General features: G+C 59.4%; 12 protein-coding genes. 11 read left to right on the top strand and 1 reads right to left on the bottom strand.

The window, feature by feature from the left end; genetic code table 11:
- Positions 1-768 carry a DnaJ domain-containing protein gene (locus tag ACA063_RS26550; RefSeq protein ID WP_497663938.1) on the top strand — a complete coding sequence of 256 codons (768 nt, stop codon included), beginning with the start codon at positions 1-3 and terminating at the stop codon, positions 766-768.
- Between the two features lie 67 nt (positions 769-835).
- On the opposite strand, the gene ACA063_RS26545 is transcribed toward ACA063_RS26550, so the two are convergent.
- Positions 836-1,819 (bottom strand): alpha/beta hydrolase family protein, encoded by a 984-nt coding sequence (locus ACA063_RS26545; RefSeq protein ID WP_497663937.1) that lies wholly within the window; start codon positions 1,817-1,819, stop codon positions 836-838.
- A gap of 73 nt (positions 1,820-1,892) precedes the next feature.
- On the opposite strand from ACA063_RS26545, the gene ACA063_RS26540 reads away from it, so the two are divergent.
- From ACA063_RS26540 to trpE, 10 genes are all read left to right on the top strand, one after another.
- Positions 1,893-4,289, top strand: coding sequence for a PAS domain-containing sensor histidine kinase (locus ACA063_RS26540; RefSeq protein WP_497663936.1), 2,397 nt, complete (start codon positions 1,893-1,895; stop codon positions 4,287-4,289).
- A 66-nt stretch (positions 4,290-4,355) separates the two neighbouring features.
- On the top strand, positions 4,356-4,985 hold the full coding sequence (locus ACA063_RS26535; protein ID WP_162436274.1) for a response regulator: 630 nt from the start codon (positions 4,356-4,358) through the stop codon (positions 4,983-4,985).
- A 340-nt stretch (positions 4,986-5,325) separates the two neighbouring features.
- A complete protein-coding gene (locus tag ACA063_RS26530) occupies positions 5,326-6,450 on the top strand; it encodes an ABC transporter ATP-binding protein (protein ID WP_497663935.1) in 1,125 nt (374 codons plus the stop codon).
- A gap of 43 nt (positions 6,451-6,493) precedes the next feature.
- Positions 6,494-7,537 (top strand): ABC transporter substrate-binding protein, encoded by a 1,044-nt coding sequence (locus ACA063_RS26525; protein WP_497663934.1) that lies wholly within the window; start codon positions 6,494-6,496, stop codon positions 7,535-7,537.
- A 166-nt stretch (positions 7,538-7,703) separates the two neighbouring features.
- A complete protein-coding gene (locus tag ACA063_RS26520; protein WP_497663933.1) occupies positions 7,704-8,951 on the top strand; it encodes an ABC transporter permease in 1,248 nt (415 codons plus the stop codon).
- A gap of 11 nt (positions 8,952-8,962) precedes the next feature.
- Positions 8,963-9,787: an ABC transporter permease gene (locus tag ACA063_RS26515; RefSeq protein WP_497663932.1), complete on the top strand. Its 825-nt coding sequence runs from the start codon at positions 8,963-8,965 to the stop codon at positions 9,785-9,787.
- A gap of 202 nt (positions 9,788-9,989) precedes the next feature.
- Positions 9,990-11,138 carry an iron-containing alcohol dehydrogenase gene (locus ACA063_RS26510; protein ID WP_497663931.1) on the top strand — a complete coding sequence of 383 codons (1,149 nt, stop codon included), beginning with the start codon at positions 9,990-9,992 and terminating at the stop codon, positions 11,136-11,138.
- An 80-nt stretch (positions 11,139-11,218) separates the two neighbouring features.
- Positions 11,219-11,893 carry a ribulose-phosphate 3-epimerase gene (rpe, locus tag ACA063_RS26505; RefSeq protein WP_008035979.1) on the top strand — a complete coding sequence of 225 codons (675 nt, stop codon included), beginning with the start codon at positions 11,219-11,221 and terminating at the stop codon, positions 11,891-11,893.
- Positions 11,890-12,708, top strand: a complete 819-nt coding sequence (locus ACA063_RS26500; protein ID WP_162436280.1) for a phosphoglycolate phosphatase — start codon at positions 11,890-11,892, stop codon at positions 12,706-12,708. The genes rpe and ACA063_RS26500 overlap by 4 nt, the downstream gene beginning before the upstream one ends.
- Before the next feature lie 71 nt (positions 12,709-12,779).
- Positions 12,780-14,261, top strand: coding sequence for an anthranilate synthase component I (gene trpE / locus ACA063_RS26495; RefSeq protein WP_497663930.1), 1,482 nt, complete (start codon positions 12,780-12,782; stop codon positions 14,259-14,261).
- Positions 14,262-14,321: the final 60 nt, after the last annotated feature.

Below are 14,321 nucleotides of genomic sequence, written 5' to 3'. Positions count from 1 at the left end.
ATGTTGTGGCCAGGGACTCTGATTGGAGCCGGAGCCGGCTTTGCCATAGCCAGCATCCCGGGGGCCATGCTCGGCGCCTTGTTAGGGCAGGCGCTTGACCGGCGTTTGCAGCTGCAGAGCTGGGGGCATTTGCGGGAAAAGCTCGGTGGCCGTCCTGTACTGCGTAACGACGAACTGTTGTTTGTGCTGCTTGGACGGCTGGCGAAGTGTGACGGGCGCGTCGTGGATGGGCACATCCAGCAAGCCCGTCAGGAAATGCGCGCGCTGGAAATGACCGAGTCAGCCCAGCGCCGAGCGATTGCCGCTTTCAATAGAGGCAAATCCGGGCATGACCGTTTGCGCGGTCATTTGAGGCGCTTGAGCGCCCAGCCTTTCGCGGCAGAAGGGGTGTTGCGCGCCTGCTGGCGAATGATCTGGGCCGACGGCCAGGCGGGGCGCAGTGAGCGTGAGCTGATTGCGCTGTGGGGCAAGTGGCTGGGCTGGAGTTCCCGGCAGGTACAGGCACTGGCGACCGATTACGAGCCACAGAAACGTCCGTTGGTCAGCAGTACGCTGACCTATCAGGACGCAATGCGGTTATTGGGCGTGTCCGCTACCAGCGATCCGGCGCAGATCAAGCACGCCTATCGGCGCCTGCTTAGTCGTCATCATCCGGACAAAATTGCCGGCAGTGGCGCGACGGCGATGCAGGTTCGGGAGGCGACTGACAAAACGCGGGAGTTGCATAACGCCTACACGTTGATTCGTCAGCGGCGGGATTTTCGTTAGCCATCCACAAGATCAAACAATCGTCCGAATGCATCCCGTGCCTTCGGACGATCTTCTGCTTTTTCGCTCAATCAGCAGCATTAGGACTCAACCAGCCACGTACCCGGCGCACCAGTTGCTCCTGTTGATCCTTGGCATTACCCGGCAGTGATTTCAGCGACACCTGACTGAACGCCGACGTCTTCAATCGCTTGCTCGCCTGCAATCGCTCCAGCGCTGCGTTTCGATCGAGCGGCTTGTCCATGTAGAAGATGTCCGCTGTGGGTAGCTTCAGGGTTGGCGTGAGTTCGGTCAGTTCGGGTTTCGCCTTGGCGGGTGTCTGGACAGCGACCATCACCAGTTTCTCGACTTGCGACGGTTGCTTTTCGCTCATATATCGAGCTGCCCAGTAACCACCAGTGCCGTGCCCCAATACCACGATGCTGGGGGCGCTTTGCTGTTCGGCGTAGGCAATAGCGGCATCCAGGCGCGCAAAAATCCGTTCGGCGTCGACCTTGGCGTGTTCTTCGCTACTGTCGACCACGACTTTGTCAGCCACGTCCGCTTCCCCGCCTGCCGCTTGTTCGATAGGCGCGGCGGTCGTGGAATCCTTGCTCCCGACATCCGGTGCCTTGATGGTGGGCGGTACGTCGAGGACTCGAGGCGCAATGACATCGCTTTGCAAGTCCGGCAAGGTGATACTCAGGCTGCTCCAGCCGGCGTTCGGTAATTGGCGTCGCAATGGACCGATTGCTTGAGGCCAGTCAGCTGTTTCGCCGACGCCCGGGATGATAATGACTACGCCTTTGGGCTCAGCGACATTGGCCGGTTTCCATAGCGACAGAAACGTGTCGGCGCCGGCTTGCAGTTGTTGCTGTTCCGCTGCGGGGATCGTTCGCTCCAGCGCTGCGGCCTCTTCCTGGCTGCGTTCAGGCAGCGGCTCGCGTTCGACCGGTTTTGCTTCGGTGGGTGTTTGCGCCGGAACCGGATCAGCCGCCTCAACTGAAAAGGCGCAAGGCAGGATCAGCGACAGGCACAATGCTGGCAGTGCCAGGCGGTAGACAGGGGGCATCGGATATTCCAGGCCAGAAGTGATTCGGGCAGCCTAATGGGTTGGTCAGTGTTTGTCAGTGTGCGGAGCTTCAATGATGCGTTTTCGCTGCCTGTGGGTTATCGGCTGCTTTTGGGTTCCCTTGATGAGCTGGGCGGCGTCCGCGCCACCGGCACACGTTGCCCAGTTGTCAGAGGGGCAACAGCAATGGCTGGAAGACCACCGCGAATTGCGGGTTGGATTGGTTCTGCAGGCGCCCTATGCCCAATACGATCGTCGCTTGCAGCGCCTGTCCGGTGTCAACGTCGAGCTGATGAAGTGGTTGGCCAAAGCGCTCAAGATCGAGCTGAGCTGGCGAAACTATCCCGACCTTGCGCAACTGGAAACGGCTGCGCGCGAAGGGGAGATCGACCTCGCGCCGGGGTTGACTCAAACCCCCGGTGGTTTGCGTCTTTGGCAGTTTTCAGACCCCTACATGCGGGTGCCGCAATTGGTCGTCAGCGACCAGAAAAGCAACGGTGCAGTGGAGCTGGAAAAACTCGACAGCCAGACCCGGGTGGCAGTGCGCATGCCGGGTGCCACGGCTGACTACCTGCGTAGCAATTTTCCGCATTTGAATCTGCAAGGCGTGCCCATCGAGCGCCAGGCGTTGCAACTCCTGTTGAGTCAACAAGCCAGTTACGCCGTGGTCGACGAAGCGCAATTGGGACGGCTGTCCGCCGAGCCCGAGTTCGCGGGGCTGGTGGTCGTCGGCGACATCGGCTTACCGCAGTTGCTGCGGGTGGCCACGCGTCGTGACTGGCCTGAACTGGCGGGGATCGTCGAAAGTGCCCTGCGAGCGATCCCTGCCAAGGACCTGGAGCAACTGCACAACCAATGGCTGCAACCCAAATACCCGCGCCTGACCGAGTCTCCGGGGTTCTGGCAAAACCTCTGTCTTCTGTTGGCCGTGATCATGCTGAGCAGCATGGCCATTGTGTTTTGGCAGCGTCGGCAGCAGCACAGTCTGGAGCAGCGCCTTTTGGCCGCACGAGAAGATATTGCGTTGCGCACGGCCAGCGAAGAGGCCTTGCGACTCACCCAGTTTTCCATCGACCAAAGTACGGTCGGTATCTTGTGGGTGAATTGGGACAGTCATGTGCGCTATGCCAACCGTGCCGCCGAAACCATGCTCGGTTATACGGCGGACGGGATCATTGATCGGCCATTGATCGACTTCGAGCCAGGTTTGCACATGGATCGCTGGTTGAACCTGTGGAAACGCGCCAGGGCCAGCGAAGAGGGGCCGCAATCCTTTGAAACCAACTGTGTGCGTGCCGATGGCAGCATTCTGCCGACGGATGTGTCGCTGAGTTTCCTGCGTTTTCGCGACGGCGAATACCTGGTGGTGTACCTCAATGACGTCACCGAGCGCCGTCGTGCTCTGGCTGCGTTGCAGGAAAGTGAAGCGCGGCTGCAAGGGATTGCCGCTAACGTTCCGGGTCTGGTCTTTCGACTGGAGCGAGCGCCGGTGACAGGGCAGGTCGATTTTGCCTACATCAGTGAAGGCAGCGAGAGTCTGGTTGGCTATTCGCCAGCGACGTTGGCTCATCGCGACAAAGGCCTGCGCAGTCTGGTGCATCCCGATGACAAGGCGAGCTATCACCAGACCCAGGACCGTGCTCTGGACACCGACAGTGACTGGTCATGGCAAGGACGAATCCTGACCCGCCAGGGCGAGCAACGCTGGGCTGAAATCAAGGCGATTACCCGACGCCTTGAGGATGGCGCCTACGTCTGGGACGGGATCGTTTGGGACATCAGCGAGAGCAAACGCATCGAACTCGAGCTCGCGGGTTCCCGCGAGCAACTGCGTGAATTGTCTGCACATCTGGAAAGCGTGCGGGAGGAGGAGAAAGCTCGTATCGCGCGTGAGGTTCACGACGAGTTGGGTCAGATGCTCACCGTATTGAAGCTGGAAACTTCCATGTGCGAATTGGCCTACGCACAATTGGACCCTGGTCTGAACGAGCGCCTGAACAGCATGAAGCGTTTGATCGCCCAGTTGTTCCAGCTCGTGCGCGATGTGGCGACGGCGCTCCGTCCGCCGATTCTCGACGCCGGTATTGCTTCAGCAATTGAATGGCAGGCCCGGCGTTTCGAAGCGCGTACGCAGATTCCGTGTCTGGTGCAAGTACCGGACAATCTGCCCGCGCTCAGTGATGGGATGGCCATCGGCTTGTTCAGGATTCTTCAGGAGGCGCTAACCAATGTCATGCGGCATGCCCAAGCGCATACTGTCGAACTGACATTGGTGCGTGAAGGCGACGAACTGTGTCTGACCGTCAGCGACGACGGCGTAGGATTTGTCGCCACGACCGGTCGGCCAACATCCTTTGGTGTGGTCGGCATGCGTGAACGTGTGTTGATCATGGGCGGGCAGTTGTCGCTCGACAGTGAGCCGGGGGAGGGTACGACGTTGATCGTGCGTGTTCCTTTGGCGGCGGCCTGAGGTATTTGTTGGAGCACCTGCTCGCGAATGTTCCTGGCTCTGACATTAAGAAGAATGGAGAAGTCTGTGATCCGTGTACTGGTAGCCGAAGACCACACCATCGTTCGTGAAGGCATCAAGCAGTTGATTGGCCTGGCCAAGGATTTGTTGGTGGTGGGGGAGGCGAGCAATGGCGAGCAGTTGCTCGAGATCTTGCGACATGTGCCCTGCGAGGTGGTGCTGCTGGATATCTCCATGCCTGGCGTCAACGGCCTGGAAGCCATTCCACGGATTCGGGCGCTGAACAATCCGCCCGCGATCCTGGTGTTGTCGATGCACGATGAGGCGCAAATGGCCGCCCGGGCTTTAAAGGTCGGCGCAGCGGGCTACGCAACCAAGGACAGCGACCCCGCACTGCTTTTGACGGCGATCCGCAAAGTCGCGGCCGGTGGGCGTTACATCGATCCGGACCTGGCTGACCGAATGGTGTTCGAGGTAGGTCTGACCGATTCCCGGCCCTTGCATTCATTGCTCTCGGAGCGAGAGTTTTCGGTGTTCGAACGCCTCGCCCAAGGCGCCAACGTCAACGATATCGCCCAGCAATTGGCCTTGAGCAGCAAAACCATCAGCACCCACAAGGCGCGGCTGATGCAGAAGCTTAACATCACCTCCCTGGCGGAACTGGTGAAGTACGCGATGGAACACAAACTCCTCTAAATCTGCATATGGATTCCCTGTAGGAACTGCCGAAGGCTGCGATCTTTTGATCTTTCTTTCTGGCACCAAAATCAAAAGATCGCAGCCTTCGGCAGCTCCTACAAGGGATCGCGTCGACATATCCATCTGCGACACCCCGTTCACGAGTATTTGCCTGTTCTTGCGGCTTGTAGCTGATCGCTTGCCGCGGGGCTTGCCAAAACGCGCCATCCTTGTAGGGCAATCCCTACCCCCAACCTTCCATCCGGCTGAGGCGAATCTCTCCTGCCCCCCGATTTGCGTGGCTCCCGGCGTCCACTAGGCTTAGTCCACAGCAGTCATCACTAACAAAGGTGTGGGTATGAGCCAGGTCGATTCAAGCGCAGGGGCCAGCGATGTTCTGGTCAGCTTTCGTGGAGTGCAAAAGAGCTACGACGGCGAGAACCTGATCGTCAAAGACCTCAACCTGGACATTCGCAAAGGTGAATTCCTCACCTTGCTCGGCCCGTCCGGTTCCGGCAAGACCACCAGCCTGATGATGCTCGCCGGTTTCGAAACGCCGACCGCAGGCGAGATCCTGCTTGGTGGTCGTTCCATCAACAACGTGCCGCCACATAAACGTGATATCGGCATGGTGTTCCAGAACTACGCGTTGTTCCCGCACATGACGGTGGCCGAGAACCTCGCGTTCCCGCTGACCGTGCGCGGTTTGAACAAAAGCGATGTCAGCGACCGGGTCAAACGTGTCCTGAGCATGGTTCAGCTCGACGCCTTCGCCCTGCGTTATCCCGCACAACTGTCCGGTGGCCAGCAGCAGCGTGTGGCGCTGGCCCGCGCACTGGTGTTCGAGCCGCAACTGGTGCTGATGGACGAACCTCTCGGCGCACTCGACAAGCAACTGCGTGAGCACATGCAGATGGAGATCAAGCATCTGCACCAGCGTCTCGGCGTGACCGTGGTGTACGTGACCCACGACCAGGGAGAAGCCCTGACCATGTCCGACCGTGTCGCGGTGTTCCATCAGGGCGAGATCCAGCAGATCGCGCCGCCGCGCTCCCTCTATGAAGAGCCGAAGAACACCTTCGTTGCCAATTTCATCGGGGAGAACAACCGCCTTAATGGGCGCCTGCACAGCCAGACGGGTGATCGCTGCGTGGTCGAGCTGGCGCGTGGTGAGAAGGTTGAAGCCCTGGCGGTCAATGTCGGCAAGACCGGTGAGCCCGTTACGTTGTCGATTCGACCGGAACGCGTGAGCCTCAATGGTTCGAGCGAGTCCTGCGTCAACCGTTTCTCGGGGCGGGTGGCGGAATTTATCTATCTGGGCGACCACGTCCGGGTTCGTCTGGAAGTCTGCGGCAAGACCGACTTCTTTGTGAAACAACCGATTGCCGAGCTCGATCCCGCGCTGGCCGTCGGCGACGTGGTACCGCTTGGCTGGCAGGTCGAACACGTTCGTGCACTCGACCCGCTTCTAGAGGCGAATTGATCGCCCCCTGCTACACCAACCCTGCACGTGGAGAACAATATAAATGTTGAAATCCCTGAAATTCACAGCCCTGGTAATGGGCATGATCGGTGCGGCACACGCGATGGCAGCGGGGCCGGATCTGACCGTGGTGTCCTTTGGCGGGGCGAACAAGGCCGCGCAGGTCAAAGCCTTCTACGCGCCTTGGGAAGCGGCGGGTAACGGTAAGATCGTGGCCGGCGAATACAACGGTGAGATGGCCAAGGTCAAAGCCATGGTCGACACCAAGAGCGTGTCCTGGGACCTGGTGGAAGTTGAATCGCCGGAACTGTCCCGTGGTTGCGACGAAGACATGTTCGAGCAGCTCGACCCTGCGCTGTTCGGCAAGAACGAAGACTACGTCAAAGGCGCCATCCAGCCTTGCGGCGTTGGCTTTTTCGTCTGGTCGACAGTGTTGGCCTACAACGCCGACAAGCTGAAAACCGCACCGACCAGCTGGGTGGATTTCTGGGACACCAAAAAATTCCCGGGCAAGCGTGGCCTGCGTAAAGGCGCCAAGTACACCCTGGAATTTGCCTTGATGGCCGATGGCGTTGCGCCGAAGGACGTCTACAAAGTACTGGCCGGTAAAGACGGTCAGGATCGCGCGTTCAAGAAGCTCGATGAGCTCAAGCCAAGCATTCAGTGGTGGGAAGCCGGTGCGCAACCGCCGCAATATCTCGCCTCCGGTGACGTGGTCATGAGCTCGGCCTATAACGGCCGAATCGCTGCGGTGCAAAAAGAAAGCAATCTGAAAGTTGTCTGGAACGGCGGTATCTACGACTTCGACGCATGGGCCATTCCAAAGGGTCTGGACAAGGCGCGGGCTGAAGCGGCGAAGAAATTCATCGCGTTCTCGGTCATGCCGCAGCAGCAGAAGACCTATTCGGAAAACATCGCTTACGGCCCGGCCAACACGCAAGCGGTGCCGTTGCTCGCCAAGGATGTCCTGAAAGACATGCCGACTACCCCGGAAAACATCGCCAACCAGGTGCAGATCGACGTCAGCTTCTGGGCTGACAACGGTGAGCAACTGGAACAGCGCTTCAATTCATGGGCTGCGAAGTAATGCTTCGTCTGTAGGAGCTGCCGAAGGCTGCGATCTTTTGACTTTGATTTTCCAGGATCAAGAGATCGTAGCCTCGTTGCACTCGACAACTCCTACAGGTGCGAGTTGATGCAATGCGGCATCACCCAGGGTGATGTCGCCCATCCAAAGATTTCCGGAGTACGCCATGGCTACCGCCATTCCCCTGAACGCGGGCACTGATCCCACCTTGAAGCAGCGGCTCAAGCATGCCGAGCGGATCAACCGCTGGAAGGCCCAGGCCTTGATCGCGCCACTGGTGCTGTTTCTGTTGCTGGTGTTCCTGGTGCCGATCGTGGCGCTGCTCTACAAAAGTGTGGGTAACCCGGAAGTTGTCGGCGGCATGCCGCGTACCGTGGCTGCCATTGCCAGCTGGGACGGCCGCGGCTTGCCCGCTGAACCGGTTTACAAAGCTGCCAGCGAAGACCTCGCCGAAGCCCGCAAAAACCAGACCTTGGGCGATCTGTCCAAGCGCTTGAACATGGAGTTGGCCGGCTACCGCAGCCTGCTGACCAAAACCGCCCGCGCCTTGCCGTTCGCCACCGAGCCCGCCTCTTATAAGGAAGCGCTGGAAAGTCTCGACGAGCGTTGGGGTGATCCGGCCTATTGGCAGGCGGTGCGCCGTAACACCAGCAACATCACGCCGTACTACTTGCTGGCAGCTGTCGATCACCGTATCGACGACCTCGGCGAAATTGCCCCGGCGACGCCTGATCAGGCGATCTACCTCGACATCTTCGCCCGGACTTTCTGGATGGGGCTGATCATCACGGCGATCTGCCTGGTACTGGCGTATCCATTGGCCTACCTGCTGGCCAACCTGCCATCCCGTCAAAGCAACCTGCTGATGATTTTGGTGCTACTGCCGTTCTGGACCTCGATTCTGGTCAGGGTTGCGGCCTGGATCGTGCTTCTGCAGTCGGGTGGTTTGATCAACAGCGGCCTGATGGCCATGGGCATTATCGATAAGCCACTCGAGCTGGTGTTCAACCGCACCGGTGTTTACATCTCGATGGTGCACATCCTGCTGCCGTTCATGATCCTGCCGATCTACAGCGTCATGAAAGGCATCTCGCCGACTTACATGCGCGCCGCGATTTCCCTGGGCTGCCACCCGTTTGCCAGTTTCTGGCGGGTGTACTTCCCGCAGACCTATGCCGGCGTCGGTGCCGGTTGCCTGTTGGTGTTCATCCTTGCCATCGGCTATTACATCACCCCGGCCTTGCTCGGTAGCCCGAACGATCAGATGGTCAGCTACTTCGTCGCCTTCTACACCAACACCAGCATCAACTGGGGCATGGCGACCGCACTCGGAGGGTTGCTGCTGCTGGCGACTGTGGTGCTTTATCTGATTTACAGCTGGCTGGTGGGCGCCAGTCGCCTGCGCCTTAGCTAAGGGAGAACGAAATGCTGAATCCTTATATGTCGCCCATCGAGCGGGTGTGGTTCTACAGTTTGCGCATCCTCTGCGCACTGATCCTGTTGTTCCTGATTCTGCCGGTGCTGGTGATCATTCCGTTGTCGTTCAACTCCGGGAGTTTCCTGGTGTATCCGCTGCAAGGTTTTTCACTGCACTGGTACCAGGACTTCTTCGCCTCGGCGGAATGGATGCGCGCGTTGAAGAACAGCATCATCGTCGCACCGGCAGCCACCGTGTTGGCAATGATTTTCGGCACGCTGGCGGCGATTGGATTGACCCGTGGCGACTTCCCGGGCAAAGCCTTGGTGATGGCGCTTGTGATTTCACCGATGGTGGTGCCGGTGGTGATCATCGGTGTGGCCAGCTACCTGTTTTTTGCGCCGCTGGGGCTGGGCAACAGCTTCTTTTCGCTGATAGTGGTGCACGCGGTACTGGGTGTGCCGTTTGTGATCATTACGGTGTCGGCGACATTGCAGGGGTTTAACCACAACCTGGTGCGTGCGGCGGCCAGCCTGGGCGCTTCGCCACTCACTGCGTTTCGTCGAGTGACGTTGCCGTTGATCGCCCCCGGCGTGATTTCCGGTGCGCTGTTTGCCTTCGCGACTTCATTCGATGAAGTGGTGGTGACCTTGTTCCTCGCCGGTCCTGAACAAGCGACCTTGCCTCGGCAGATGTTCAGCGGCATCCGCGAAAACCTCAGCCCGACGATTGCCGCTGCGGCGACGCTATTGATTGCTTTCTCGGTGATCCTGCTGCTGACCCTGGAATGGCTGCGGGGGCGCAGCGAGAAACTGCGTACAGCACAGGTGTAACGCGGTCCCTGTAGGAGCTGCCGCAGGCTGCGATCTTTTGACTTTGATTCTTTAAGATCAAAAGATCGCAGCCTGCGGCAGCTCCTACAGTTGTTTTTTGTGTTTCTCGGGATCGCTGGTCATTCATGGCCTGAATACCAGACAAACCCCAATCCCCAGCTACTATTGTGCCCAGCTCCCCTATCTATAAGAGGCTGCGCACATGAGTCTTTCCTCTTTCAAAATCGCTCACAAACTGATCACCGGCGCAGGTGCCATCGAGCAGTTGGCCGCTGAGCTGACACGCCTGGATGTCGACAACCCGCTTATCGTCACCGATGCCGCCCTCGTCAAATCCGGCACAGTCGAGCTGGTGCTGGCGCAGCTGGGCGGTCGGACCTACGAAATATTTGACCGGGTGCTACCGGACCCGGAAGTCGCCATCGTCGAAGACTGCATGCGGGTTTACCGTGACGGCGGGCATGACGGCTTGATCGGGTTGGGCGGCGGGAGTGCGATCGACATCGCCAAGAGCGTTGCGGCCTATGCGGGTTATCACGGCGCGCTGGAGGATTTGTTCGGTATCGATCAGGTGCCCCGCAAAGGTCCGCCGCTGGTTGCCATCCCGACGACTGCGGGTACCGGCTCGGAGGTGACCAATGTAGCGATCCTCTCCGACAAGGTTGCGCAACTCAAGAAAGGCATCGTCAGCGACTATCTATTACCGGACGTGGCGCTGGTCAGTCCACAGATGACCCTGACCTGCCCCCGCAGTGTCACCGCGGCCAGTGGCGTCGACGCGCTGGTACATGCCATCGAATCCTATCTGTCGGTCAATGCCTCGCCGATCACCGACGCCTTGGCCATTGGTGCGATCAAGTTGATCGCCAAGGCATTGCCCAAGGCCTACGCCAACCCGACCCACCTGCAGGCACGCGAAGACATGGCCACCGCCAGTCTGATGGCCGGCATGGCGTTTGGTAATGCCGGTGTTGGCGCGGTGCATGCGTTGGCGTATCCCCTGGGCGGGCGGTTCAATATTGCCCACGGTGTCAGCAATGCGCTGCTGCTGCCCTATGTGATGACGTGGAACAAGATGGCCTGCGTCGAGCGCATGCAAGATATTGCCGAGGCCATGGGGGTGAAGACTGTTCATCTGAGCGCTAACGAAGCGGCGGATAAAGCGGTCGAGGCGATGACCGAGCTGTGCGCTGCGGTGGAAATTCCTCAGGGACTGCGCAGTTTCGGCGTGCCCGAAGACGCGATCCCGGCCATGGCCGTGGAAGCCGCCGGGATCGAACGCCTGATGCGCAATAATCCACGCAAGTTGAGTGCCGTCGATATCGAGAAGATCTACCGAGCGGCTTACTGATCATCGCGCTCACGGTGCGCGCGTCAAAGCATGAGGTATACAATGCGCGCCATCGTGATTCTGCTCAGAAAAGGTGCGTCATGCAGCCCTTCGTAATTGCTCCGTCGATTCTCTCCGCTGACTTCGCCCGACTGGGTGAAGAAGTGGACAACGTCCTGGCCGCTGGCGCCGACTTCGTGCACTTCGATGTCATGGACAACCATTACGTACCCAACCTGACCATCGGCCCGATGGTCTGCGCGGCGCTGCGCAAGTACGGCGTGACCGCGCCGATCGACGCGCACCTGATGGTCAGCCCGGTAGACCGTATCGTCGGTGACTTCATCGAGGCGGGGGCGACGTACATTACCTTTCACCCGGAAGCCACGCAGCACGTCGACCGCTCCTTGCAACTGATCCGCGAGGGCGGCTGCAAGTCGGGCCTGGTGTTCAATCCGGCAACGCCGCTGGATGTACTCAAGTACGTGATGGACAAGGTCGACATGATCCTGCTGATGAGCGTAAACCCGGGTTTCGGCGGGCAGAAATTCATTCCAGGCACCCTCGACAAGCTGCGTGAGGCACGCGCCCTGATCGACGCTTCCGGTCGTGACATTCGCCTGGAAATCGACGGCGGTGTAAACGTGAACAACATCCGTGAAATCGCCGCTGCTGGCGCCGATACCTTCGTTGCGGGCTCGGCCATCTTCAATGCGCCGAACTATCAGGAAGTGATCGAGAAGATGCGTTCCGAGCTGGCGCTGGCTCGCCCATGAGTGGCTTTGAACAGCTGTTCCCGGGGTCTCTGCCGCGGCTGGTGATGTTCGATCTGGATGGCACGCTGATCGATTCGGTCCCGGACCTTGCAGTGGCTGTGGATAACATGCTGTTCAAGCTCGGTCGACAGCCTGCCGGCCTGAACGCTGTCCGCGAATGGGTCGGCAATGGTGCTCCGGTGCTGGTTCGTCGAGCGCTGGCGGGTGGCATTGACCATTCGACGGTCGATGACGGCGAGGCGGAAGGCGCGCTGGAGATTTTCATGGAGGCTTACAGCGAGAGCCATGAGCTGACCGTTGTTTACCCCGGCGTGCGCGACACCCTGAAATGGCTGCACAAGCAAGGCGTGGAAATGGCTCTGATCACCAACAAGCCGGAGCGCTTCGTCGCGCCGCTGCTGGATCAGATGAAGATCGGTCGCTACTTTAAATGGATCATCGGCGGCGATACCTTGCCGCAGAAGAAACCCGATCCTGCAGCGCTGTTCTTTGTGATGAAGATGGCCAACATCCCGGCTTCACAGTCCTTGTTCGTCGGCGATTCGCGCAGCGATGTGCTGGCGGCGAAAGCGGCAGGGGTCAAGTGCGTAGCGCTCAGCTATGGCTATAACCATGGCCGGCCGATTGCCGAAGAATTGCCGGCGCTGGTCATCGACGATCTGCGCAAGCTAATTCCCGGTTGCCTGGATTCAGCCTCTGGGATAACGTTGCCCGACGCTGTTCAACCCCCTTCTGGAAACGCCATCGTGGTGGTCACTCGCAAACTCTGGATGAAAGTCATCAAGGCCCTGGCCCGCTGGCGTTGGCGCGCCTGACTCGATTCTGGCCGGTTATCCGGCGCGTTTGCATACCTGACTGTTAGACCCTCAAGCCACGAGGCTACCCCATGATCCGCGAAGAATTCCTGCGTTTGGCCGCTGCCGGCTATAACCGTATCCCGCTTGCCTGCGAAACCCTTGCCGACTTCGACACGCCGCTGTCGATCTACCTGAAACTGGCTGACGAGCCTAATTCCTATCTGCTGGAATCGGTTCAGGGCGGAGAAAAGTGGGGCCGTTACTCGATCATCGGTTTGCCATGCCGCACCGTGTTGCGGGTCCATGACCATCACGTCAGCGTGACCCATGACGGCATCGAGATCGAAAGCCACGAAGCCGAAGACCCGTTGGCCTTCGTCGAAGCCTTCAAGGCCCGGTACAACGTGCCGACCATCGTCGGCTTGCCACGCTTCAATGGCGGCCTGGTGGGCTACTTCGGTTACGACTGCGTGCGTTATGTCGAGAAGCGTCTGGGCAAATGCCCGAACCCGGATCCGCTGGGCGTGCCGGACATTCTGCTGATGGTGTCCGACGCTGTGGTGGTGTTCGATAACCTCGCCGGCAAGATGCACGCCATTGTTCTGGCCGATCCATCCCAAGAGGATGCATTCGAACAAGGTCAGGCACGGTTGCAGGAGCTTCTGGAAAAACTCCGCCAACCGATCACCCCGCGCCGTGGGCTGGATTTCAGCAAGCAGCAGTCTGCTGACCCGATCTTCCGTTCCAGTTTCACCCAGGACGATTACGAAAAAGCCGTCGACACCATCAAGGAATACATCCTCGCCGGTGACTGCATGCAAGTCGTGCCGTCCCAGCGCATGTCGATCGACTTCAAGGCCGCGCCGATTGATCTGTACCGGGCGCTGCGCTGCTTCAACCCGACGCCTTACATGTACTTCTTCAACTTCGGCGACTTCCATGTCGTGGGGAGTTCGCCGGAAGTGCTGGTGCGGGTCGAAGACAATCTGATCACCGTACGACCGATTGCCGGCACCCGTCCACGTGGGGCCAACGAAGAGGCCGATCTGGCGCTGGAAAAAGACCTGCTGTCCGATGACAAGGAGATCGCCGAGCATTTGATGCTGATCGACCTGGGTCGCAACGACACCGGCCGCGTTTCGGAAATCGGCTCGGTGAAACTCACCGAGAAGATGGTGATCGAGCGTTACTCTAACGTGATGCACATCGTTTCCAACGTCACCGGGCAGTTGAAAGCCGGGTTGACGGCGATGGACGCGCTGCGGGCAATTCTGCCGGCCGGCACGTTGTCCGGCGCGCCGAAAATCCGCGCGATGGAAATCATCGACGAGCTGGAGCCGGTCAAGCGTGGCGTCTACGGTGGTGCGGTGGGCTACTTTGCATGGAACGGCAACATGGACACCGCGATTGCGATTCGCACCGCCGTGATCAAGAACGGCGAGCTGCATGTGCAGGCCGGTGGCGGCATCGTTGCCGACTCGGTGCCGGCGCTGGAATGGGAAGAAACCCTGAACAAGCGTCGTGCGATGTTCCGCGCTGTGGCGCTGGCTGAGCAAACGCCGGAAAGCTGAGTACGCTCCCGCCGGGATTTTGCTCAATCCAAAAAAACGCGGCGCCTGAGAGGGCGCCGC

The organism is Pseudomonas sp. LBUM1643, from assembly GCF_059716215.1.
This window is presented reverse-complemented; position numbering and strand designations above follow the sequence as displayed.